Source organism: Larkinella harenae, from assembly GCF_054780515.1.
On sequence record NZ_BAAGWE010000007.1, the window covers coordinates 70638 to 94715 of the forward strand.

Here is a 24078-nt window from a genome sequence, read left to right on the forward strand (position 1 = left end):
CTATCCCAGGCTTTCTATCAACCGAGTGCGGGGCCAACGGCCTGCTACGAAAAGGCCGCTCGGTTCCGAAGGCATGATTCCGGCAGGGTGATCTTGCCGATGATGATTTGCCGTCTACCGCTTATAGCGTATTTTGCGATCGATCAGCTCTAGGGTCAGCAGCATCCTGTTTTCAACCGCCGGTTTGTTTTTATTGCTAAGATTCGGCGATAAGCCGTAATTTATCCAACTAATTCTGCCTTTGGTCTTAATTTTTAATATTTTTGTTCGCTACGCTAATTGGAACCGTTTCCGTGAATTCGTCCAAATCAACTACCGATCAATCGGCCTTCGATCAATGGCTTCGCTTCAAAGCGGGGGATGCGGCAGCATTTGGTCAACTCTCTGAGCACTATTACCGGCTACTTTATAATTACGGAACCCGATTCTCGGCCGATTCCGAATTGATCCGTGATTGTATTCAGGAGCTGTTTTACGATCTCTGGAACCGCCGGGCACAGTTGAGCGATACGGTTTTCGTGAAGGCCTACTTACTGAAAGCATTTCGTCATAAGCTGATCAAAGAAAGTGTTCGCGCCAAACACTTCAAGGCCGCGCTCCAGGCTGACGTTGAATTCCGGACGGAAGACGAGCCTTCTATCGAACAATTCATTGTTGCCAGTGAACAGCAGCAAGAACTAATTCGACACCTTCACCGGCAGATTGGCCAGCTCACGAAACGACAGCAGGAGATCATCTATCTCCGATTCTATCAACAACTCGATCATGATCAGATCGCCGAAGTAATGAATCTGTCACGGCCCAGCGTTGCCAACTTGTTGTACCGATCCTTGAAAGAATTGAAAAACAATTGGTACGATTCGAGCTTACCGTTGTTGCTTATTTTAAATAGTTATGCTTTGATTAATAGATAGTTAAATAATTATAAAAAAATAGTTTTCTATTTTTGGTTATCCACCCCGCCAAGGCAGACTTAGCTAGTTAAACGTGCGTTTCTGCTTTGCCCATGAACTCCTATCTTGACTATACTCCGGAAGATTTTGCCATTACGCCTTCGTTTGTTATTTGGGTAATGCATCATGCCCAGCCGGAGTGGGACCGTACTACGGTTGATCTGGAGGAGTTGGAGCAGGTTAATTTCTGGGACACATGGCTTCGGCAACATCCCCATAAGGAGCCGGTAATAGCCCAGGCACAAACACTCGTATTAGCGGTTCAAACCCGTTTTCGGGATGACCTGACCCCTGATGTTTTAAAAGAAGACATTAACCGTTTAATCCAACGGGCCGATGCGTCGTTGCACACCACCCATGATGCCAGCGAAAAGGGGTTGGTCCGACCGCTCTGGCAGCAAAACTGGGTAAAGTGGGCCGCCGTATTTGTCCTGATCCTGGGTATCGGCGTTTACTGGTACAGTCAGCCCGTTCATCACAATCAGGGTATTGTTGAGAAAATGCAGCAGGATTTGATTGAAAAATCAAACCAGACGAGCCGTCCAATGACGGTGCTGCTGAGCGACGGGAGTGTCGTCACGCTGTCACCTCATAGTCAGCTGACCTATCCAGTCTCTTTTACGGGCACGTCCCGCCCTGTTCGCCTGGTGGGTGAGGCTTTTTTCGACATCCATAAAAATGCCGCGCAACCCTTTCTGGTTTACACGACCACGGTCGTCACCAAAGTGCTGGGTACGAGCTTCCGGATACAGGCTTTTACCAAAGACGCCACCGTACGGGTCATGGTTCGCACGGGAAAAGTGTCAATCTTTAACCGGGCTGAGTTTGATCGATTGAAACCGAGCGCCCAGCAAGACCCAACCGGAATAACCCTGGTTCCCAACCAACAGGTGATTTTTTCGCCCAGCTCACTCAGCGCTCGTCCCAAGGTCCTGCCCATTCCTCGTCAACTGGCGGTGGCCCCCGCTGTGGGCCCTACGGAAGTCACATTTGATGACCAGCAAGTGGCTGATGTCTTTCGTACCCTGTCCCGGCTTTATGAAGTAGACATCACCTTCGATGAATCAGTGCTGGCTACCTGCCGGATTACGACCACGTTTGCCGAAGAAACTTTGCCCGAACGGCTCAGCAGCATTTGCAGGGCTATTGGCGCATCCTATCGCATCACCAATGATTCCATTGAAATTACCAGTAAAGGTTGTAAACGTTAATCTGCCTATGTAAAAAAACATACCACATTGATAAGGCACCAAAAAAGGCGGTGATGTTGGAGCCATCACCGCCCTGAAAGAACACCCGGTTGGCCTGCGAGCACCATCTTTTACAAGATGCCGGGGTTGTTATGTCCCATTTTTTCACGAATTGAACACCACAATACAAATTTATGAAAAAGAGCTATCATTTGCTTAGGCTATTGCTTGCCATCATGAAGTTATCAACGTATCAGATCGTACTGGCGGGCCTTTTTGCCACGCTCGGAATAGCCCGTCCGACGGAGGCTCAGGAAGTACTGAATCGCTTAGTGACAATCAAGGCCAATAACCTTGAGATCAAGGCGGTATTAGGACAACTGCATAAACAGGCCAATGTGCGGTTTACGTACAGTTCGTCTGTTGTCGATGCGGATCAGAAGATCTCCGTTACGGCTTATAACCAACCCCTGGTCACGGTACTCAATCTGATTCTGAAGCCGGTAGGCCTCGATTACAAGGTCGAAAACAAGCAGATTATTTTGTTCCGAGCGGTATCCGAACAGAAAGCGCACAACCCGGAACTAGCCTATACGGAGGCCCAGGCTGTCAACGTAAAGGGGCGTATCACCGACGAAAACGATATCGGTCTTCCTGGGGCCAGTGTGGTGATCAAAGGGACAAATGTAGGTACGACCACCAGCACCGATGGACACTATTCCCTGTCGGTGCCGACCGGTAGCGAAACACTGGTTATCTCTTACATCGGGTATGTTTCGCAGGAAATTGTCCTGAACAACCGAACGGTTATTAACGTGAAGTTGGTCAACGATAACAAGGCCCTAAGCGAGGTCGTCGTGGTGGGGTATGGAACCCGGGCCAAGGGGGCAGTTACCGGCGCGATTTCAACCGTCAAGTCGGAGGTATTCGAAAACCGGCCGGTCAATAACCCGATCGATGCGTTGCAGGGAACCATTCCGGGACTGACGATTACCCGAGCCAGCGGTCAGCCGGGAAGTTCGACCTTCGGTTTTCAGGTCCGGGGCTATTCGTCCGTCAACGGGAACGCGCCTTTGGTCTTAATCGACAACGTGCCCAGCGATGTAACGACCTTCAGTACCCTGAATCCCAACGATATTGCCGACGTCAGCGTACTAAAGGATGCCGCTGCCGCCATTTATGGGGCCCGTGCCGCCGATGGCGTGATCATTGTCACCACCAAGCGGGGCAAAAAGGGAATTCCGCAAGTTAGCTATACGGGCAACGTGGGTTTCAAGACGCCGACCTATCTGCGTAAGATGCAAAACACGTTGCAGTTTGCCGAATTTATGAACGAGGGCCTACGCAACGCGGGTCTCAACGGCTTTTCGCCGGAAGTATTTGACAAAATCAGGGCGAATGCGGCACCCGACCTCCAAAATGGCTGGAATTATGGCGTGACCAATTATCCCGGTTTCTATGGTTATACGGACTGGAACAAAGCCATTTACCAAAATGCGACGCAGCAGTTACATAACCTATCGGTATCGGGTGGCGGGGAGAACAACAACTACCTTATTTCGCTGGGCTACAATCGGGATAATGGCATCGTGCGGTTTGGCGACAATAAATCGGATCGCTATAATCTGCGCCTGAATTATGACCTGCGCCCCAGCAGCAAGGTGAACATTGAAACCCGCACCAACTTTGATAACCAGGCCACGGTAAATCCCACCTTGCTGGGTAGCGCCCTCACCAACGTGACCCGCCAGTTTCCGTACGCCCCGGTTTATAATTCCGTTGGTCAGTTCTATGGGTATCAGGGCTATGAAAATCCGGCGCAATACTTGGCCGAAGGCGGAACCGCGAAGGGGAATCTGTCGCGTTTTGCGACCAACTTTAAGCTGGATTATCTCCTCTTGCCCGGCTTGAAAGTAACTGGGCAGGCTGCGGTGCGGTTTGAGTACAACAACACGAATTCCACCTCGCCAACCCTAACCCGTTATAATTATGCCGGTGGGGTGCAGGACATTCGTCAGACGCCTAACTCGGCTGCGTATGCCAATACCAAGCGGTTGAATAAGCTGTATCAGGTCTATTTTGACTACAACAAAGACCTGAGTGCTGACCACCACATTGATCTAACTGGTGGGGCTTCGCTGGAGCAAACCCGAAACGAAGGGCAGAACATTACGGGTTATAACTTTGCCAGCAATGACATTTTTACGCTCAATCTGGCCGATCGGACCAAAGCCGCTTACGCTAATTTTTCGGGATTGCTCAACAACCAGGCCCTGACCTCGTATTTCGGCCGCGCTAGCTACTCGTTCAAGAACCGACTGATCGTGGATGTCACGGCCCGGGCCGATGGTAGCTCCAAATTTGCCCCCGACCGGCGCCAGAGCGCTCTGTTCCCGTCGGTTGCTGTCGCTTACAATCTGTCGGAGGAACGCTTTATTAAAAACGCGAAAGTATTCGATATGCTGAAAACGCGCCTGTCGTGGGGACGAACCGGCAACCAGGAAATTGCCAGCCTGGGCCTGTTTGATTACATTCCTTTAATTACCGTGGGCGGTGTCTATCCGTTGGGTTCACCCAATGCGGGCGTAGCTGGTGCAAATGCCAGTCCTGCCTCGGCGGATCGCACCTGGGAGACCGTCGAGAACCGAAACATAGGCATCGACGTAGCCGTGCTCAACTCGCGTCTCACCTTCTCGTTTGACTATTTCAACAAGATCAACAACGACATGCTGGTCAATGTGGCGGTTCCGGCCACTTTCGGTGCTACTCCGCCCTCCTCCAACCAGGGGAAACTGATCACCAAAGGATTTGAGGCCATTGCCACCTGGAAAGACAACATCCGTGATTTCAACTACAGTGTGACCGTGCAGTTGAGTGATAGTTACAATAAACTCGTTGAGTTGAAAAACTCGGATAACTACAGCGAGGGATTGAACTTTGTCCGGCAGGGCTACCCCATCTACTCGTATTTCGGATACGTTTATGACGGCATTATAAAAACGCAGGCCCAGCTAGACAGCTACCGGCAATTGCAGGGCGTACCTTCCCGGCTGGCCATCGGCGACGTCATGTACAAAGATGTGGATGGCGACGGACGGTTGACGGCCTTTGGCGATAAGACCAAAGGGTTGGCGGGCGATATGGTTTACCTGGGTAATTTGACGCCCCGGTACAATTTCTCCTCCAACATCAGTGTTCGCTACAAAGCGTTCGATCTGGCCTTGTTTTTACAGGGTGTTGGCAAACGCGATGTCATTTATGAGGGGAACATCAGCCGGCCCAACACCTTCTTCTGGCCAAGTCTTGAATATTATTACGGGAAAACATGGAGCCCCGAACGGCCCGATGCCACTTACCCACGATACATTCCGGGGAATTTGGGATTCGACGATATCAACAGTTACAACTACCGTGCGTCGGCCAATACCCTGCATAATGTGGCTTACCTCCGTTTCAAGGTGATTACGGTCGGCTTTAATCTACCGGCTAATGTTGCCAAGAGCCTTAAAATAGCTTCAGCCCGGGTTTATCTAAGCGGCCAAGACGTATTTACCTTCTCGAAAGGCACTTTGGGCGGCAATTTCGACCCCGAAGATGGCTACCGCAACGAAGGCACCTATCCGTTCAACAAAGTTTATTCACTTGGCCTTAACGTAAGCTTCTAAACCGCCCACCCTTATGAAACGGAATTATATTAAATACACGCTCCCTATTAGACTGTTTACGCTGGCGTTAGTCGGGACAATGAGTGTCACTTCCTGTCAGGATGAGCTGAATCTGGTTTCTCAGGACACCATTACCGATGCCACCTTCTGGCGAACGGGTAATGATTTCAAACTGGCCGCCAACAATTTATACAACGGATTGAACGGCTTCGGTACGGAGGATACCGAGTCTGACATTGCCTTCAATACGCCCAACGTGGTCAGCAACGGGAATCTGCAGCCCGCCGAAACCTCTTCGCAGTGGACAAGCAGCTACACCAATATCCGTTCGGCGAATAATATCATTGAAAAAGGCGCGGGCAAAACCGAGGCTGACATCAAAAAATACGTGGCCGAAGCCAAGTTTTTCAGAGCCTGGTACTACTGGCGGTTGTTACGAATCTACGGCGGTGTGCCCCTGATTACGAAGGTACTCCAAGTCGGCGATGCGGAGCTGTTTGCGCCCCGTTCCAGCCGCTCCGAAACCGCCGACCTGATCCTGAAGGATTTGCAGGAAGCCCAGGCCGACCTGCCTGTACAGGCCGACCTAAGCGCGCCCGACATTGGCCGGATTACGAAAGGAGCGGCCCTGGCATTGGCTTCCCGCGTGGCGTTGTTTGAGGGTACCTGGCAGAAATTCCGGGGCGAAGCCAGCGCGAACAAGTACCTCGATCAAGCCATCGCCACCTCCCGTCAGGTCATTGACGCGGGTACCTACGCCTTGTATACGGGTAGCGGTGCGCAAAGTTACCGGTACCTGTTTCTCGAAGCGGGGGATGATTCGAAGGAATCCATCCTGGACCGCCGGTATGCCCGCAACATCTTCGGCCACGATGCTCCCTATATGTACGATCAGGATGGTTATAATCCAACCCGTAAAATGGTGGACATGTACCTCGATAAGAACGGACTGCCCATTACCGCTCCCGGTTCGGTGTTTCGTGGCTATGCCACCTTTACCTCCGAATTTGAAGACCGCGACCCCCGCATGACCATGACCATGATTATTCCGGGGACGCTGATCAACCGCGTTTTCTTTCCGGTTACGAAGGTGGAGAACTGGCCCGACAAGCCCCAACGGAATTTTAACACGGGCTACATCCTTTACAAATACATGTCGGAAGATCCGGCTGCCAACAACTCGGGGCGTTTGGGTAGTGCCAGCCTCTTTGATTTTGACCGTCACCTGATTCGCTACGCCGAAGTGTTGCTGAATTACGCGGAAGCCGTTTATGAACGGAACGGCAGCATCAGCGACGAGGATATCAACCTCTCGATCAACAAGCTTCGCGCCCGGGTCAACATGCCCGCTTTGACGAATGCCTTTGTGACTACCAACCGGCTCAACCTGCAAACCGAGATTCGCCGGGAGCGTACGGTAGAACTGTGCCTGGAAGGGTTCCGGTATGACGATCTGCGCCGGTGGAAAACGGCCGAGACCGAGATGCCGCAGGATGTAAAGGGCATTAAAATAACCGGCACAAGCTGGGCTACGCGGGCGCCCTACAACGATCCCAGTTACCTGAACCGGGTAGACGCCAACGGGTTTCTGATTGCCGAGCGGAACCGAAAATTTAATCCGGCCAAAGACTATTTACAACCCTTGCCCACCCGCGAGATTGCCTTTTACGCCAACAATGGTCAGGAACTGAAACAAAATCCGGGCTGGTAAAAGCCCAAAAACGGGCAGGAGGCTTCCTGCCCGTTTTTTACCGATTCGCTTGAACTAAAAATACGTATGAGTAAGAACACGATCCTTCGATCTCTATTTATCCTCGTAGCCGCGTTTTCGGCTTTTACGGCCCAGGCACAGCGTAACAATGCCCCGCGCGCATCAGAACCCAAAATAGTGAACATCGTCAACTTCATTCGGTTGCTCGAACCGCGCGATGCCAAAATAACCCAGGAGGTGCTGTATGAAACCGTTGTCAAGCAGGTCGAGCTGATGAATCAATACCAGTTGGGCGGCACGTTCCTGCTTCAATACGATGCGCTGATGGATAATCGCTACCAGCAATTGTTGAAAAAACTGCCGAAAGACCAGTTCGAAATTGGCGGCTGGTGGGAAATTCCGCAACCGCTGGTCGAGAAAGCGGGTCTCAAATGGCGGGGCCGTTACCCCTGGGACTGGCATGCCGACGTAGGGTTTTCCACGGGGTATACGCCCGCCGAGCGTGAAAAGCTGATCGACGTTTACATGGCTGATTTTAAAGCTATTTTTGGCTATTACCCACGAACGATTGCCTCCTGGTTTATTGATGCCCATTCGCTCAATTATATGTACGATAAGTATAAAATCGTGGCGTCGGCCAACTGCAAGGATCAGTACGGAACTGACGGTTATACCCTCTGGGGCGGATACTGGAACCAAGCGTATTATCCCAGCCGCATCAACTCGTACATGCCCGCTCAAAACGCATCCAAACAGCTTCCCGTACCCGTGTTCAGACTGCTGGGCAGCGACCCAATCCGGCAATATGACACCGGAGTCAGTTCAGCCCGGCAGGGCGTGATCACCCTAGAACCCGTTTATCCCAAAGCGGGCGGTAGTGAAGAATGGATTCAGTGGTTCTTTACCACTTTTACCAACGACCCGGCCTTGAACTTTAATTACACCCAGGCGGGTCAGGAGAACTCGTTTACCTGGGAAGCCATGCAGAAAGGGCTTGAACTGCAAATGCCGCTGATGGCGCAGTTAAAGAAAGAAGGAAAAATTCGGGTAGAGACGATGGAACAGTCGGGCTTGTGGTTCAAAAAAACCTATCCCGTAACGCCAGCCACTTCGTTCGCGGTAAGCAAGGATATCGCCGGTAGCGATCAAAAAACGATCTGGTACAACAGCCGTTTTTACCGGCTAAACGTCCTTTGGGAAGATAATACGTTGCGCATTCGGGACATTCACCTGTTTAACGAGCAGATCGCGGATAAGTACACCACGGAGGTGGCCCAATCCAACGAGTGTTCGTTCTTCACCCTGCCCGTGGTCGATGGCTATCTCTGGAGCAAGCGGGGGAACCTGGCCGGTTTGCGCCTGATGACGCGGGTAAACGGAAAAGAAACACCGGTAAAAGGCGGCAATCCTACCTTTACCAACGTCGACAAAAGCACGGTTCATGTTTCGTGGCCCGTGGGTGAGGGCAGTTTTGAACTGGACATTAAAGAGCGCTCCTTAACCGTGCTACGCAAAGGCAAATCTGATCCGAACTGGTACCTGGACCTGACCGTCGCCGACGGAATGGCCACACCAATCACTTCGGTACAGGCCAAGCAGGTCAGCTATACGTTTGAGAATCACCCTTATCACCTCAAAGCCCAAAAGGGGAGCTTTGAAAAACCGGCCAACGGAGCCGTATTTCGGTTAAAACCCCAGGGCAATAGCCTAGAGTTACTTTTGGCCAATCAATAATCGTTGGTCTTAGATTGGTCGAACCTTGATTTTCTGATTACATCTGTATCGAAAAGTAAGAAAATTCGGGTTTGACTAATCTGGCCGAGAATAGGTTCCTTTTTGAGTTTAGTTCTAAACCCATTTTATCATAAGCGATTGAGAAAGTATTACATCAGGATTCACTTGTCATCAGACAATTGCAGACCAAACTGACTCTTATTAGAACTCCTCAAGATAGCCTATCTAAAACTAAATTTGCCTTGCCTCTAATCTACAGTATGTATTCACCCGGCTGTCGAAGCTTCTACAATATTAAGAAAGTGCCTAAAACAAGATCGAGTCGTTGGGGCTTTAGATATTATCAGGATCTTGGTAGGGAACAATATAACTTTTAATAATCTATAGAGGTTTGTTTAATAGGAATGTCAATGGTCTTCCTTCACTTAAAGCCCGAATATAGGGCGTTGATCGGAGGGCAACATTAACAATGAATAACCGCTAAAGCACTTTTTCTGGAGGGTTTGACGAATCAGTAGGATGCAAATAAAGGTGTAGTGTCTCCGCTTTTCGTTCCAAGGCCCCTCCCCATTCTTTTCGATTTGGATATACTTTTCTAAAATGATTGCAAAGCGTTTCGTACAGTTTCATTTCTGCTTTCTGTGCCTTGTCCAACGGTGCAGAATGTTTAATGCCGCGATTAAGCCCGTGACAAACAGCTTGGTAGAAATAGCGAAAAAATTGCTGTGCCTGGTTCTCTCTCATACAGTCTTTAGCTGCATGACCAAATAATAGGCGGAAAAAGTCCTGCCGTTTGGTTGGTTTTTTATGACCGCTATCATGGGGGACGATCATTCTATTTGCGCGGCCCGCAAAATAGTTCATGATGTAGTCTTTAGTTGAGCCATCTTCCTCCTTATCGGATAATGTGAGCCATTTTTCTGTAAAAAAAGTATAGGTTTTATACGATTCGGTCTGTTCTCCATCTGGCTCCGATGTAAGCTGGACAAGTAGTTCAGTCCGGGCTTCGGGCATCGTATTTAAAAAACGGATTGAGGTGCCAACAGAATATTTTGTAATTCGCTCATTAAGCGGAGTGATTTTTATGTAACAGGTTGTAAATGCAGGTTCCCGGAAAGTGCTGTCATCATCCTTCCGCTGGTTAAATTGAAGTACTAATTTGTTCTCGGCCCAAGTCGCTTGCCCGAAATAAGTACGTTGGTTGCCTTTCAATTCCAGGGAGCCATTAGATTCAATTTTTAACGGCATTTCTACAATCTCAAAGGTATCATCATCGTCTTCCAGCCCAGCATTACGGGAGAGTGAATACAGCAGAAATTTACCCTTAACGCCGTCGAAATTACGAGCCGTTTCGACTTCGGGTACAATGGGCTCGGTTAATAAGCCCGCTTTACGCAGCAAATAAGGGGTTTCTGATAGTAGTTCGTTCATGGGAATTTCAGATGGTAGTTCGCCCGAAAGATATTCTTTCACGATGGGTAGCCGCTTGTACAGTGCATTAAGCAATGGGCGTTCTTGATCGGTAAATTCAATAGGTACCTCTACGGGGGTTGTATTCCAATCCTTTTTGGTCCGTAAAATAGCCACCCTGCTCATAAATTGGTGAATACCTTTTTTATCCGAGCCGCCGATATTACCCAAATACCATTCCGTTTGTTTGTGCCGCTGAAAGTTCATACGGTAACGGTACAAGCGGGACTTAAAATCGTAATCCAAACCAAGCCAAATCATCCTGTCAAAAAAAAGTCGGTAGAGGCCTATTTGGGGTTGACTGACGCCATGGTATCGAATCTGCACCTGACCATTCTGGTCGAAGCTGAATAGAAAGTTTTCCAGACGCAAATATTTCGTATTGATAAAATAACCTATAAATGTATAGCCCAGTAGGTCTTCCTGCAGCGTTTTGAGGGTTGCGTGAACATAATTTGGTAAGGGAGATTGATTTTTAAACTTTAGTACATGAGTTTGCCGAAATAAGCTCAACCGAACCTTGGGATCTATCGCAGTAAGTTCAAAGGCTTTTCGTCCAACTACTTTGGCATCGATGGGTTTACAATTGACCCATTGGAGGTAAAACATGCCGTGCATGGGCCTATGGTTATTGCTGTCAAAGCTCATAAATGCGCCCACCAGTAAATCCATTTTTTCCTTGTTATCGATGTGAAACGTTACCAGTATATCGGGATTGTTACTGTTGTAGAACCGCGCACTCAGATCGTAGTTGTTATTTCCGTACGATTTTACCCATACCTCGCCGGTAAATTCGTCGGCATTATCCGGTAGTTCAAGGGTGGCCACATCAGACTCAAATGGAAATGGCAGTTTTAATCGACCAGTTTTAACATCCCCCTTGCCGTGCTCACTACGCCAATCCCAATAGGATACCTGAAAGGTATGAATCTCAGTAACTTCCTTTTGAACAAGGGCTTGGATACCTAGGCGTACGGATTTGTTGTCTACGAATCCATGAAGTAGAGGTAGTAAACGATTAAGCCATTTCAAGCGGGTTCTATCTGACATGTCGCTTCCTGTTGTATCATAATTTTTAATCCTTAGTAGCGTAGTGTCCGAGATTGAAATACCTAAATCCGTTAATTTTTTAGCAATTTTTTCAGGGCTTAACTTTTGCTTCTGGAGTAAGCTTTCGAGCAGGTCCTCATATTGAGAACCTAACCGCTTCGTTTCTTCTCCTCGATTATCATTTAACTTAGTTTTCGGGGTTACCCCTGATTCAGGAGCAACCTCCTGGCCGGAAGTCAACGGTATCGTAGCAGTAGGCGGATCGGAATCAAGGTTATTAGGTTTATCTGCCAGTAGATTTTGGAGTAGCGGTAGGGCTATTTTGTAATGCTTCACGCGCGATTCATCACTCATATCACGGCCTATGGTATCAGGAAATCGTAACTGCTGTAATAAGGCGAATGAAATGATCTGGCCTAATTTTAGATCCAATTTGTCAAGGCTGTCATTCTTCTCACGCCCTAGTTTTTCAATTATTTCGATGAAATGGCGTTCAAGTTCTTTTGATTCTTTGCTACGGTTTCTTCCTGATTTAGGGTCCGATGAGCTGCTTGTTTTAGAGTAATCGCTCTTTTTTGAAGACATTAGATAGAAGAGTGCAAGGGATTCAATACACAATTTAAAAGATTCAATTGAACTCTGCAATATGTTCAATTGAATCTTCTATCAGTTCAATTGAATACATGTTTAAATTCACTTGTGTCAGCCAGACACTTATTGAATTAATTGAATAAAATTTACAAATAATATTAATATTCCGCTATGAAAAGTTTTGGATTTGGTATTTTTGTCCTTCTCAATGGTCAACAAATAAACTAAACCCATATGGAATCTAAGCAAGTCCTACCCGCTATTGCGGTCTGCCTGGCCATCCAGGCCGCTCACTCAACATTAGGCTTTGAGGCTGGTCTACTTATTTTCGGGCCTGTTTCAGCTTATCCTGATATAATTACCGATTCTCAGCACTATCTAATTACTAGATCGCACCCATCTTTGATGGCCGTTTTTCAACCCTACCTGCTAGCAGGGTCACAATTTTTATTGGGCTTTACTGCTGATTTATACCATCGAGACTGGCTTACCCTCGCGCGAAGGCACCGCAAACGCATCGATACGATTTGCCTCTTCGCTCTGGTTTTTTTAATTGCCTTGATGTTGTGTGAAGCCTATATAATCTCGAAAACATCCCCTTTCGATAAGGGAACGACTGAGTTTCTAACCCACCTTTGCATGATTATTAACAGTATCCTCGCCACGCTGTTATGGGTAAAACTCTATCCCCGTAAATTAAGGTCTAACAAAGGAGGAAAAAGCAAGAACGCCTGACTAAAGCAGGCAAAAAGAGGGAGTAATACGAACTCCCTCTTTTTGCCTGCTTTAGTCAGGTTGAATCGGCCCTATAGAAAACAGCTTGGCTTGAGTGCTGTCTCCCTAATTATTTTGCTTCCAGTACAAGTTAATTTGCTCCCCACTGAGGGGGTGAGGGCGAAACTTTCTATCCGAATCCAGGTAAATCTTATCTGCCTGCGTTCACACTGATTACTTCAATTCAAGTTAAATCACTTTCGTTTCGTGAGCGGGTGTTTACAGACAACAAGCCGGATTGATATGATGAACAGCAGATTGAGGCATCATAACCCATTGACCAGACAAATAAAAAAAGATAGCATTTTCTGAAACAAACGTTTCAGAAAATGCTATCTTTGTACCAAGATTATCAGACCATGGCTAGAACAGTCGAATTTGATCAGCAGGAAGCAATTGAAAGAGCAACCCACGTCTTTTGGGAAAAAGGCTACAACGGAGCTTCTATGCGAGATCTTACGGATGCAATGGGCATCAACAGTAGCAGTTTGTATAACACGATTGGCGACAAGCACGAATTATTTGTGCATTGTTTGAATCATTATACCACGAAGAGAAGAAAATTGCTGCAAAAGCATGCCGAAAGCTCGGCTTCACCGCTGGCAGCGTTGACAAACTTTATTAATGAAGTCGTTGCCGCAGTCATACAGGGAGCTAACGGCTGTTTGGCAATCAAGACGGCTTTTGAAGTTTCGCCCAAAGATGACCTCATTAAGTCTATCCTAAAAGCCGATAACGATTTTTCCCAGTCTTTTCTGAGCTCGCTGATCAAAGAGGCTGTGGAAAAAGGTGAAATGGCAAAAGACACAGATCCTACGCTGCTTGCAGATTACATGATCAGTACTTACACAGGATGGTATGAACTGTACATCCTATACAGAGACCCCGTAAAAATTTCGAGGCTGGCCCAATTCATGATAACCCACATTAGTCAATAAATTTTTTTTGCTAATTCTGAAACATGTGTTTCAGAATTAGCAAAAGTAACAATCAATTTTGAAACAATCGTTACATAAAAAATAGTGATGGAAAATAAGCAATTAGTCGACGAAAATCTTGGGGGAAAGATCGCACTTGTTACGGGCGGCACCAAAGGGATAGGAAAAGCCATCGCCAATCGATTAGCGGAAGCTGGCGCCGTCGTCATTATCGTGGCTAGACACAACCCAGAATCTCCGAGCATGAAGCACCATTTTGTGCCAGCCGATCTTTCAAAACCCAAAGAGGTGGCAAAAGTGGTCCGGGAGGTTACGGAACGATTTGGCGGAGTGGATATTCTGATCAATAACATGGGGGCCAACACAGCTCCGGCTGGAGGGTTTCGGGTACTGACCGATGAACACTGGGAAGAAGTTTTGCAAGTAAACCTGCTGGCCTCTGTGCGACTGGACCGCGCTTTCTTGCCTATGATGCTGGCGCAGAAAAGCGGTGTCATTATTCACGTTTCTTCCACCAGTGGTCTGTTTCCAATTTGGGAATCAACAATGGCTTATAGTGCAGCAAAGGCAGCTTTGAACGCCTATAGCAAGACACTAGCCAGTGAAGTTGCTGCTCAGGGAATTAGAGTGATCACCGTTTCGCCAGGATTAAACAAGACCCAGGCAATGGCTAGTTTTATAAATAGTTTGGCCGAAGGAGCAGGCATCAGTCCTGAAACAATGACCCAAAACCTTCTGGCACGGGTAGGAGGTGTACCTTTGGGAAGAATGGCAGAGCCTGAAGAAACTGCTGAGTTGGTTTATTTCCTGGTTTCGCCGAAAGCTTCGTATATCACGGGGGCAAACTATGTGGTCGATGGAGGTAATATGCCGGTTGTATAAACCAATTAATTCATAATCTTGACAAGCTCACAAGGGTCAATAAGATGATTTTTTGATTGGATGCACATCCAGACATCCATGATCTTATCCACCAGCTGCGGAACCACCGTACCCACCACGGCAAACTGCTTGGCCTGCGAACCCACAAAAACTTCCCGTTTGGAATGTTCAGCGTACAACAGAATGGCTACGGATTCCGGCGGATAAATCATGCCTTTATGAACGGATTGCATGGGCATGTAGCTGCGCGCGTGCTCGTTGTAGAGCGTATCAATCCGGCCAGGGCAAATGCTGGCGAGGGGAAATAGTTACTAAAGTAAATGCTCGGGCCAGGCCCGAGCATTTGTAAAATTTACTGGACAGAGCGGCTTACCTGGGCGTAATCGATATACTGGTAAGGGCCCATTGCAGTGCGATGTAAGACAAGGGTATAAGTGCCACCGCCGTAGGAGGTGGTGGTTTCAATGCGTTCCGTTTTAGGCTTGAATGATGGTTTTTGGGGAGCTACCATAAGCAACTCCGACAGGACTCGCCCATCCATGCTTTTGGGTATAGCCAGGCCGTGCAGGTGCAACACCGTCGGAGCAATGTCAATGATGGAACTGGGAAGTTGGCTGGTCGTTCCTTTTTTAAATGAAGGTCCGGCGGCAAACAGGCTGATCTGCACTTCGTAGGGACTCAGGCTACCGTGCCCGGCAACACCCCTGGCAAAGCTTTTCCCCGCATACCCAGCGCTGTTTTTCTCGTCGTTCCAGTTGACATCCACCAGAATGTCAGCGGCCCGTTGGAAGTGTTGCCAATGAACTGACTCAAAGGACAGCGTCCCGGGAATTGAACCCGTCAAATCACCCGCTTTGACCCCTTTCGTAAAAATAGCCCCCACCCACGATTCCGCCTGGAGCGTAGATACAATTTTCTGAATCAGGGAGGGGTCATGGTTCTTTACGTAAATCGCGCCGTCTGCCAGAACGACATCCTCACTTTCTTTGCTCGCCTTCAACCCTTTCTGGATGAGCAGCTCCGAAAAACTGATCTTTCCGGCGTGCGTGACGAATCCGTGATCCGTGGTGACAATGATGTTAAACTGCTTGACTAAATTTCTGGCTTTCAGCGAATCCAAAACACGGCCAAACTGCTGATCGACACCCCGAATGGCCTGCATGGTGAGCGAGTCGCCGACTCCTTTGGCGTGCGCGGTTCCATCCGGGTCCGAATACCAGATGGAGTTGACCTGGGGACCGTTGGCGACCAGCCCGTAGCGCAGCAGGGCATTAGTGACCCAAACGTGGCGGGCGGTATTGGGCGTGGCGTAAGCCGGAGCCGCGCCGATCGCGGCCTGAACACTATCTCTTATGGATTCGGGCAGAATTAAGCCCGGATTGATAATGGCCCCACCACCGAGTTTGCGGTTTTGCAGGAAGGCCTGTCCGGTCGTTCCCGAGCTAAACACCATCATCCGTTTTCCGGCAGTTTGCAAATACTCGCCCAGTGAAACCGTGGTTTGCAGTGCTCCTTTTGTCGCCTGATCAATTTTGTACAGATCCTCGTAATCACCCGTATTTAAGGCTTTGTTGGCACTGACTTCGGGAAAGTAGACCGAGTTACCCAAAATACCGTGGGTCTTCGGATAACTCCCCGTGGAGTAGGAGGACGTATTCACCCGGGTTACTGTCGGGAAAACGCTGTGATGTTGTTGCGCGTGCACGCCCAATTTTTGAAAGGCATACAGATTCGGCATGGTTTCCGGCCGGATGTAGTCGGACCGAAGACCATCAAAAATAACCACCAGCGTGCGCAGCTCGTCGGGGCCGCTTTTGGGTTGAGCCTGCAAGCCCAGCGGAAGCCAGACGGACAGCCCAAACAGCAAAGTCCGAATTGGAAATGTTTTCATCGTATGTATCTGAACCGTTGCGGTTCAAGAGTTTAAAGCGTAAATGAGCGTTAAAACAACGGCTTAACTGGACTAATATCCAACCGTTTAGCCGTGTCTTGAAAATCGACCAGATTATTCACTAGCACGAAATCAACGCCGGACTGAAACAGTTGCGGCAACTCGTCGGGCTGCATGGCGTAGAAATAATTAATGCGAATCCCGTTTTTGCGCAGCAGGGCCAATACCTCGGTACGATCTTCGCCATCGGCCCTTAGCAGCTGAATAAAATTGGCCCGCATCGCCACCGTTGCGTCGGCATACTTTCGGGTATCTTTCCGGTAGCGATTCTCTGAATTACAGATCAATACAGTTGGAGCAACCTGCCGGGCACCAGCCGCAGCGACTTCCCCGCAAGCCAGAAATGCCTGGTGCAACCGCCCCGACCGGACCAGCTGGGCGGCCGCAGCTTTGCCCACTGCCTCGTCGCCTTTCAGGTGGCAGTTGAGCCAGACGTTTCGGGGCATGATCGCTAGGGTTTCTTCGAAGGTAGGAATGCGGGTTCCCGCGAATTGGGCGTCTTTCCGCACCCCCGCATCCAGTTGACGCAGTTCCCCCAGGGTCAGTTCCGAAACCTTGCCGTGGCCGTTGGTGGTGCGGTCCACGGTTTCGTCGTGCATAATCACCAGCTGACCGTCTTTGGTCAATTGCACATCAAATTCAATCATCTGGGCCCCCAGCTCAATGGCCCGGCGGAAAGCGGGCAGCGTATTTTCGGGGTGCGTATCTATGCAACCGCGGTGGGCGCACAGCCCGCGCTCGGGCAGCTTAACCGCTCCCGGCTGGCTAAATGCAACTGCCGTCAGACAGCTCAAGAGCAATGTATATAAGGGAATTCGTAGCGTATTCATAGCTGTAGGGAATGAATAAAGAACCTACCGGTCCCACCAGACGCGGATGTTGCTATCGTCTCCGCCCATGGCTTTAACGGCCGTGGCCAGCCCTTCGGGGTTAAGCGATTGCAGGTAAGTCGGGTACGGAACGCGGACTGGGAATGTGTTTTCGGCGGGAATGCCAGCGCCCCGGGGCAGCACCGGGTAGCCCGTCCGGCGTTTTTCAAACCAGGCCTGATAATCGACGAAGAAGTAGGCGTAATATTTCTGCAACATCACCTGCTCCAACTGCTTCTCGACCGGGGCCGTGGCGTTATAGGCAATCCCCGGTTGTTGCAAAAAGCCTTGCGGCAGGGTGACGCCCCACTGGGTCATCGACGCGGCAATACCCGCTTCGTAGTGCGCCTGGACCGATTTACCCGTTGGAAAGCCCTTAAGGGCCAGCTCCGCTTTCATGAATTCAACTTCCGCATAGGGCATCATTACCCCCAGTTGGGGCAGCGTTTTCAGGGCGTCAGCATAACTCGAATTACGGCCAACGGCATATTCCAGGTTGGTTGGGTAGCCGCTTTCGATCCCGACAAACTGGTTGGTTCCGTTCACGACAACCGGCGAACACCAGGCCGTACGGCGCGGGTCATTATTGGCATTGAGCTTATCCAGGAAAAACTTCGTGAAGTAGTTGCCATCCCGCCAATCCACCTGCCGGGCGTTGTAATAGGGATTGTAGTACGGAAATGTCCCCGGATACCGGAAAATAGCATCATCCGCCGTACTGCTCATCAGCGGCTGGCCCGTCGGATCGTTCAGCAGCGCCGTAATCTGCTCCCGGATGGGCAGTTCGCCATCCCGTTTGGACAGCCGCAGCAAGAGCCGCAACCGCAGAGAGTTGGCAAACTTTTTCCACTTCAGCAAGCCCGGGTTTTTGCCACCCGAAACCGCGTTGGCATTAAAAACCATGTCCCCGGCGTAGGTCAGCGCCTTCGTCTCGTCGAAGAGTTTGTTGGCCGTTTCCAGATCCTTCAACACCTGCACGTAAATATCCTTCTGCTTATCAAAGCTAGGCTTGAAAACACCGCTTTCCGCCTGAATCGCCTGCGAGTAGGGCACATCCCCGTATAAATCGGTCAGGATGGAATAGGCCCAGCTTTTGTACACCAAAGCAATGGCTTTGTAATTATTCTCTCCGAGCCGGTCGGCAATTTTGTAAATATCCTCAATATCAGTCAGGTAGCCATAGAAATTGTTCCAGACCCCCGCGCCGGGATTCACGACGTAGCGGTGCAGCCCGCCCCCGCCCGCACTGGCGCGGGGGGCGTCGACCTGCATTAGTTCGTGGGTGAAATTCCGGGACGCACTGATGGTGCTGTTCACGATCCGGTATTGCAACTGGCCCAGCATGACCCCCGGCGTAATTTCTTTGGGTCGGTTGGGGTCGGTATTTAGGTCCTCAAATCCATCGGTGCAGGCCGTTAGCGAGCCCAATACCAGCAAACCGATGAGACGTATTGTATGGTGGAGTTTCATACGTAGAAATTACAATTTTAAGGTTAGGTTCAAGCCCATGACGCGGGCCGACGGAAACTGCGCCAGTTCAACCCCCGGCGTCAGGGTGCTACCGTTCAGGTTGCCTCCTTCAGGATCGAAGCCCGGAAACTTGGTGAAGTTGAACAGGTCGCGTCCGTAAAAGGCCAGGCTCGTTTGCCGAACGGCCAGCTTCCGAAGCAGATTGGCCGGCAGGTTAAACTCCAGCCGAACCTCCCGAATTTTGAGGAAGGAAGCGTCAAAAATATTCGTCTCGGCGTTGGCAATCTGGTAATAATTATCGTAGTACGAGCTGGCCGGAACCCGCACCGTGTTGGGTTTGAACGAACCGTCGGGCTGCTTAACGACGCCCTGCCCAATGATTCCCTCGTCGCGACCGGGTAGCGTAACTTTGGTTTTCCCCAGGGTATTGTTTTTGTGGTTGGTCTGCGAATACATGCTGCCGCCTTTCTGACCGTCGAGCAGGATGCTAAGGCGGACTTTCTGGAAGGTAAACTCGTTTGATAAGCTGGCTTTCCAGTCGGCAAAAGCATTGCCCCATTTTTTGTTTTCGGGATCGAGCGGGGCGGGCAGACCGACCGACGAATAAATAATCTGGCCGTCCGGGGCGCGTTGGAAACCCCGACCATACATATCGCCCATCAATCCACCTACGCGGGCTTCGATCGAGACGTTGGTGTTGTGGTTGTAAATAACCTGGTTGGTCAGCCCTTCGGCCAGTTCCCGGACGTAGCTGCGGTTCCGCGACCAAAGCAGGGTGGTGTTCCAGCTAAATGACTTCCGGATAACGGGCTTGCCGGTCAGCTTGATTTCCAGACCCCGGCTGTTGATCAGACCGGCGTTGATCAGCGCGTTGGCGTATCCCGAAACCGGGTCCAGCGGGATGGCCAGAATCTGGTTGCGGCTGCGGTTGTTGTAGTAGGCCGCATCCAGCCCCAGACGATTGTTCAGCACCCGTACATCCAGCCCAAATTCGTAGCTCGACGTAATTTCCGGCTTCAGATTGGCGTTGAACAGCGTGGACGAATTGGTAAAGCTGTTGCCGTAAATCTTGTCGTAATACCGGGCCGTCTGGTACGGACGCGTGTCGTTGCCCACCTGCGCCCAGGAAGCCCGTAGCTTGGCGAACGAAATGGCCTGGGGCAGCTGGACCAATTCGTTCAGCAAGAAACTGGTGCTGACCGAGGGGTAGAAAAAAGAATTATTGCCGTAGGGCAGCGTGCTCGACCAGTCGTTGCGACCCGTGACATCCACGAAGATTTTTTCATCCCAGGAAAGCTGCGCAGCGGCATACACGCTATTGATCGCCTTACGGGTTTTCAGCGGGTCAGCCACGGCCTGATCTAAGCTGTTGGAAATCTGGTAAATACCGGGTTGGGCCAACTGATCGGCGTACATACCCGCAAAATCGTAGGTTTGCCGCATGGCGTTTGCTCCCGCCGAAGCATTCAGGTGAAACAGCGGGGTCAGGTCTTTCTTGTAACTGAGCAGCACGTCCGTGTTAGACTCGTAGCTGAACACGTTCTGTTCACGGTACATCCCCCGGGGATAGCGGGTCATGGAGAAAGGGCGTTGCTGCGACCGGAATTCAAAGGCCATGTCCATCCCCGAGCGCACGAGCAAGTCCAGCTCGTCGGAAATTCGGTAGGTTGCCGAAAGATTACCGATGACCCCATTTTTGTTCATCTTGTTCAGCATCTCGTACATGCCCAGATACGGGTTATCCGGCGTTGGGTTGAACGGCGCCCGCTGCTGCACCTGCTCCAGACCAGGTACCCAGTACGGCTTGAACCACTCTGGCCGAATGTTCGGCGCGGTGCCCAGAATCAAAAAATACATCAGCGTCTGATTGTTGTAACCGGCAGCCGGGAGGTTATCGCTCTGCTTGTTGGCGTAGTTCACTTTCCCGGTCAATTTCAGCCGATCCGATAGTTTCTGGTTTACCGACAGGGCCGCGTTGATTCGCTCGAAACCCGTGTTCGGGATAATCCATTTGTTCTTCATGTGGGTAACCGACAAGCGCGCGGACCCGTTTTCGTTGCCCCCTTCCAGCGACAGGCTGTTGGAGTAGGTAATGCCCGTCTGGAAGAAGCCGGAAATGTAATCCTTGTACGGAACCCAGGGGGTGCGCTCCGTGGGTTTGCCGTCCGGAGAGGCTGGATTGTATTGATAATATGACTGACCGGCAAACTTGGGGCCCCAGGCCCGGCCCGCGGCAACGGTCGTGGCCGTGTTGGGTCCGTCGGGGCTGTCCAGGTAAGAAAAGTACTCGCTGGTGCGTCCTTCGCCGTATTCAAACTGGTAGTCGGGCCAGCGGTTGACCTGTTCGATGCTAACGTTGGAATTAATGGTCACCCCGATGCCGCGATCCTTGCGGGCCCCGGACTTGGTGGTGATAATCAGGGCTCCCCCGGCTGCCCTGCTTCCGTAGAGGGCGGTTGCACCGGGTCCTTTCAGGACGGTTACGTTTTCGATATCGTCGGGGTTCAGGTCGGATAAGCTCGAACCGTAGTCCACTGGGCTGTCGGCGGAGAGGTGGGAATTGTACCCCGTTCCCGTGATCCGGCTGCTGACCGGTACGCCATCGACCACAATCAGCGCCTGGTTGTTATCCAGATTCAGCGACGATTCGCCCCGCAGCGTAATCCGGGCCGAACCCATCGGACCCGCTCCGGTTCCCTGAATATTCAAACCGGCCACTTTGCCCGATAGCGAATTGACCCAGTTGGTGGTTTTTGCGTCTTTCACGACCTGTTCGCCGAGGCTCTGGGCCGCGTAGCCCAGTGATTTTTCTTCCCGCTTAATCCCCAGGGCCGTCACGACTACCTCGTTCAGCACCTGGTCGGCGGGCAAAAGCTGCTGATTTATGACTCCGCTGGCACCGATGTTCGTTTCCACCGACTTGAAGCCCACAAAGCTAAAGATCAGCCGGTCAGTCGGGTTAAGTGGCTTGGGTGAGGTTAGGGAATACTGGCCCGAAGCATCGGAAACGGCGCCTGTCAATGTACCTTTTATCAGGACGTTGACGCCGGGCAGCGGCTGTCCTTTTTCGTCCGTGACCGTGCCGCGCAGGGAGGTTGACTGCGCCAGCATACTAAATCCACTCAGCAGAAGCAGGAAAAAGATTGTCAGGCTGCGCCATTTAGGAAAAGTAAACAATTGTTGCATTCCAGTTACTTTATGGTTTAAAAGCCACAAAAGTATCGGAGCCACATTGTGCTAGTGTAACGAGAATATTTTCAAATTATTAATTGATTGCTGAATGCTCAGGGGCCCTCTCCAACGGCTCATTATGCCGCGTATGGCAACCCCACAGCTTAGGAATGCACAGGAACGGTTATAGCGACCAGTTCAGGAGTGAAGCGCGGGCGGGGTTCTTCGTCTCGATCAGGTGCAGCCGCAACAGGCCGGCAACGAATTCGTTCGCTCCCAGCTTTGATTCGTAGAACGGATCCTGGGGTTGGCGCACAAACAGCTTACCGCTCCATACGTTTCGGATGCCAATGTCGCCCAGTTTCCGGGCGTGTTGTAGCATCGTTTTGTCATTCAGTACTTCGGCTGCGTCCAGGGAAAATTGCAGCGCACTGGCCAGGCTGTTCATGACAAACGTATCCGGCCAGGGCTGAGCCGCCACCCGCGTAGCGGCTTTTCTGACCATTTCCCGATAGGCCGGGTCGCCGGTTACTTTGTAAAAATAAGCCGCAATGCGGCCAACCAGCGAAATGTCGGCGGCCCCGTAGCCCGTGGTAATCACTGGAATCAGGGTGGAGTCGGCAACCGTGCCATCCAACGCAATCTCGCTGCAATATCCCTTCCGCCGTTCATCCCACGAATGGTGGTCGATGGCTTTCAACAGGGTTTCCGCTTTTTCCCGCATGTGCCGAAAATCCGGATGATGCTGCGACGACTTGAGCAAGTAATAAGCCAGGAGGGAGGCCCCCGGCAGCGATGCATTTACGCCCGAGGAGCGAGGGTCGTCGACGCAGGAGATGGTTAGGTTGGTTTCGGGGTTTCGGAATTTCCAAAACAGATTCCCGGTACCTTCGCTCCACCGCTTCCATTCCGGATGACCGGTCTTTCCGTATAAAAAGGTAAAGGAATAACACTGAAGCCCTGAATGCTTTATCCAGGCTTGCCCGCCGTCCTGGTATTGCTCCAGACCCCGGTACTCGGCTTTGTCGGCTTTATGCCACCTGGCGTGCCGGTTATACAAAAAGCTCTGCGTTACGCCCGACCGAAAATGGTACCGAACACCGGCAATGGCTCTGCGGGTTGCCGCCGAATCAATTTCCCAGAGAAACGCCCAGGGTGGGGTACTTTCCAGAAACTCGTGGGACTTGTACTTGCCGAGCGGGTCGGAGCCCTCCATCACCGTGTCAGCGTAAAAATTATAGTAAATATGCTCACCCCAGCCCAGCAAACCGGTGAGTGGGTTCTGACCGTACGTCAAAAAATCGCGCGCATACTGATTGAGCGCAGTTTTGTACCGCTGATTTCCGGTAACCGCCGTCAGTTCGTTGAAGACTTTGACCAGTTCAACATCGTGGTAGAAATTGCTGCCACCCACCGCCCGATCCGAGGGGCGGGTTCCTTCCGTGGGCGTTACATTGTCTTTCGGAATGCTCATGTCACGGGTATCGATCACCGACGCCAGCATCTGTGAAGTTTGCTTGCCGTACTGATCTTTCCCCTTGTCAATCAGGTTGTCGCAGTGGGTTTTGACGTAATACAGATAATCTTTCTTTTGGGCCAGGCAGCCAGTTGACGCAAAAAAGGCTGCGAGGTAAAGCAAGGAAACGGTTTTCATGCGGA

Annotated in this window: 15 protein-coding genes; 8 read left to right on the forward strand and 7 right to left on the reverse strand. The window is 50.6% G+C overall.

The annotated features are described in order from the left end of the window. The first annotated feature begins 293 nt into the window (after nt 1–293). From ACYVH9_RS25505 to ACYVH9_RS25525, 5 genes are all read left to right on the forward strand, one after another. Complete coding sequence (locus tag ACYVH9_RS25505) at nt 294–914, forward strand: RNA polymerase sigma factor (protein ID WP_460639256.1); 621 nt, start codon at nt 294–296, stop codon at nt 912–914. Between the two features lie 92 nt (nt 915–1006). Beyond that, complete coding sequence (locus ACYVH9_RS25510) at nt 1007–2164, forward strand: FecR family protein (RefSeq protein WP_460639257.1); 1158 nt, start codon at nt 1007–1009, stop codon at nt 2162–2164. A gap of 173 nt (nt 2165–2337) precedes the next feature. Next, nucleotides 2338–5808, forward strand: coding sequence for a TonB-dependent receptor (locus tag ACYVH9_RS25515; RefSeq protein WP_460639258.1), 3471 nt, complete (start codon nt 2338–2340; stop codon nt 5806–5808). A 13-nt stretch (nt 5809–5821) separates the two neighbouring features. Further along, nucleotides 5822–7519, forward strand: a complete 1698-nt coding sequence (locus ACYVH9_RS25520; protein WP_460639259.1) for a RagB/SusD family nutrient uptake outer membrane protein — start codon at nt 5822–5824, stop codon at nt 7517–7519. A gap of 66 nt (nt 7520–7585) precedes the next feature. Next, nucleotides 7586–9253: a hypothetical protein gene (locus tag ACYVH9_RS25525; protein ID WP_460639260.1), complete on the forward strand. Its 1668-nt coding sequence runs from the start codon at nt 7586–7588 to the stop codon at nt 9251–9253. A 480-nt stretch (nt 9254–9733) separates the two neighbouring features. Here ACYVH9_RS25525 and ACYVH9_RS25530 read toward each other — a convergent pair whose 3' ends face one another. Then, a complete protein-coding gene (locus ACYVH9_RS25530; RefSeq protein ID WP_460639261.1) occupies nt 9734–12358 on the reverse strand; it encodes a hypothetical protein in 2625 nt (874 codons plus the stop codon). Between the two features lie 240 nt (nt 12359–12598). Here ACYVH9_RS25530 and ACYVH9_RS25535 point away from each other — a divergent pair, with 240 nt between their 5' ends. The 3 genes from ACYVH9_RS25535 (at nt 12599) to ACYVH9_RS25545 (ending at nt 14958) form a co-directional block, all read left to right on the forward strand. Further along, entirely contained in the window at nt 12599–13099 is a 501-nt protein-coding gene (locus tag ACYVH9_RS25535; RefSeq protein ID WP_460639262.1) for a hypothetical protein, read from the forward strand. A gap of 398 nt (nt 13100–13497) precedes the next feature. Continuing rightward, on the forward strand, nt 13498–14076 hold the full coding sequence (locus ACYVH9_RS25540; protein ID WP_460639263.1) for a TetR/AcrR family transcriptional regulator: 579 nt from the start codon (nt 13498–13500) through the stop codon (nt 14074–14076). Between the two features lie 87 nt (nt 14077–14163). Next, a complete protein-coding gene (locus ACYVH9_RS25545) occupies nt 14164–14958 on the forward strand; it encodes an SDR family oxidoreductase (protein ID WP_460639264.1) in 795 nt (264 codons plus the stop codon). A 5-nt stretch (nt 14959–14963) separates the two neighbouring features. Here ACYVH9_RS25545 and ACYVH9_RS25550 read toward each other — a convergent pair whose 3' ends face one another. From ACYVH9_RS25550 to ACYVH9_RS25575, 6 genes are all read right to left on the reverse strand, one after another. After that, the gene (locus tag ACYVH9_RS25550; RefSeq protein ID WP_460639265.1) at nt 14964–15191 is read right to left on the reverse strand and encodes a hypothetical protein; all 228 of its coding nucleotides are present in this window, start codon (nt 15189–15191) and stop codon (nt 14964–14966) included. A 119-nt stretch (nt 15192–15310) separates the two neighbouring features. Then, nucleotides 15311–16849, reverse strand: a complete 1539-nt coding sequence (locus ACYVH9_RS25555) for an alkaline phosphatase family protein (RefSeq protein WP_460639266.1) — start codon at nt 16847–16849, stop codon at nt 15311–15313. A gap of 50 nt (nt 16850–16899) precedes the next feature. Continuing rightward, complete coding sequence (locus tag ACYVH9_RS25560; RefSeq protein ID WP_460639267.1) at nt 16900–17739, reverse strand: glycerophosphodiester phosphodiesterase; 840 nt, start codon at nt 17737–17739, stop codon at nt 16900–16902. Between the two features lie 24 nt (nt 17740–17763). Continuing rightward, the gene (locus tag ACYVH9_RS25565; protein WP_460639268.1) at nt 17764–19248 is read right to left on the reverse strand and encodes a SusD/RagB family nutrient-binding outer membrane lipoprotein; all 1485 of its coding nucleotides are present in this window, start codon (nt 19246–19248) and stop codon (nt 17764–17766) included. 9 nt (nt 19249–19257) lie between these two features. Beyond that, a complete protein-coding gene (locus tag ACYVH9_RS25570; protein WP_460639269.1) occupies nt 19258–22434 on the reverse strand; it encodes a SusC/RagA family TonB-linked outer membrane protein in 3177 nt (1058 codons plus the stop codon). 169 nt (nt 22435–22603) lie between these two features. Beyond that, nucleotides 22604–24073, reverse strand: a complete 1470-nt coding sequence (locus ACYVH9_RS25575) for a hypothetical protein (RefSeq protein WP_460639270.1) — start codon at nt 24071–24073, stop codon at nt 22604–22606. Between the last annotated feature and the right edge of the window lie 5 nt (nt 24074–24078).

What these genes read in the sequence shown, in the direction of transcription:
- ACYVH9_RS25570 (WP_460639269.1), bottom strand. Translation starts at nt 22,434, where the DNA reads ATGCAACAATTGTTTACTTTTCCTAAATGGCGCAGCCTGACAATCTTT.
- ACYVH9_RS25510 (WP_460639257.1), top strand. Translation starts at nt 1,007, where the DNA reads ATGAACTCCTATCTTGACTATACTCCGGAAGATTTTGCCATTACGCCT.
- ACYVH9_RS25565 (WP_460639268.1), bottom strand. Translation starts at nt 19,248, where the DNA reads ATGAAACTCCACCATACAATACGTCTCATCGGTTTGCTGGTATTGGGC.
- ACYVH9_RS25535 (WP_460639262.1), top strand. Translation starts at nt 12,599, where the DNA reads ATGGAATCTAAGCAAGTCCTACCCGCTATTGCGGTCTGCCTGGCCATC.
- ACYVH9_RS25555 (WP_460639266.1), bottom strand. Translation starts at nt 16,849, where the DNA reads ATGAAAACATTTCCAATTCGGACTTTGCTGTTTGGGCTGTCCGTCTGG.
- ACYVH9_RS25530 (WP_460639261.1), bottom strand. Translation starts at nt 12,358, where the DNA reads ATGTCTTCAAAAAAGAGCGATTACTCTAAAACAAGCAGCTCATCGGAC.
- ACYVH9_RS25560 (WP_460639267.1), bottom strand. Translation starts at nt 17,739, where the DNA reads ATGAATACGCTACGAATTCCCTTATATACATTGCTCTTGAGCTGTCTG.
- ACYVH9_RS25550 (WP_460639265.1), bottom strand. Translation starts at nt 15,191, where the DNA reads ATGCAATCCGTTCATAAAGGCATGATTTATCCGCCGGAATCCGTAGCC.
- ACYVH9_RS25520 (WP_460639259.1), top strand. Translation starts at nt 5,822, where the DNA reads ATGAAACGGAATTATATTAAATACACGCTCCCTATTAGACTGTTTACG.
- ACYVH9_RS25515 (WP_460639258.1), top strand. Translation starts at nt 2,338, where the DNA reads ATGAAAAAGAGCTATCATTTGCTTAGGCTATTGCTTGCCATCATGAAG.
- ACYVH9_RS25540 (WP_460639263.1), top strand. Translation starts at nt 13,498, where the DNA reads ATGGCTAGAACAGTCGAATTTGATCAGCAGGAAGCAATTGAAAGAGCA.
- ACYVH9_RS25525 (WP_460639260.1), top strand. Translation starts at nt 7,586, where the DNA reads ATGAGTAAGAACACGATCCTTCGATCTCTATTTATCCTCGTAGCCGCG.
- ACYVH9_RS25575 (WP_460639270.1), bottom strand. Translation starts at nt 24,073, where the DNA reads ATGAAAACCGTTTCCTTGCTTTACCTCGCAGCCTTTTTTGCGTCAACT.
- ACYVH9_RS25545 (WP_460639264.1), top strand. Translation starts at nt 14,164, where the DNA reads ATGGAAAATAAGCAATTAGTCGACGAAAATCTTGGGGGAAAGATCGCA.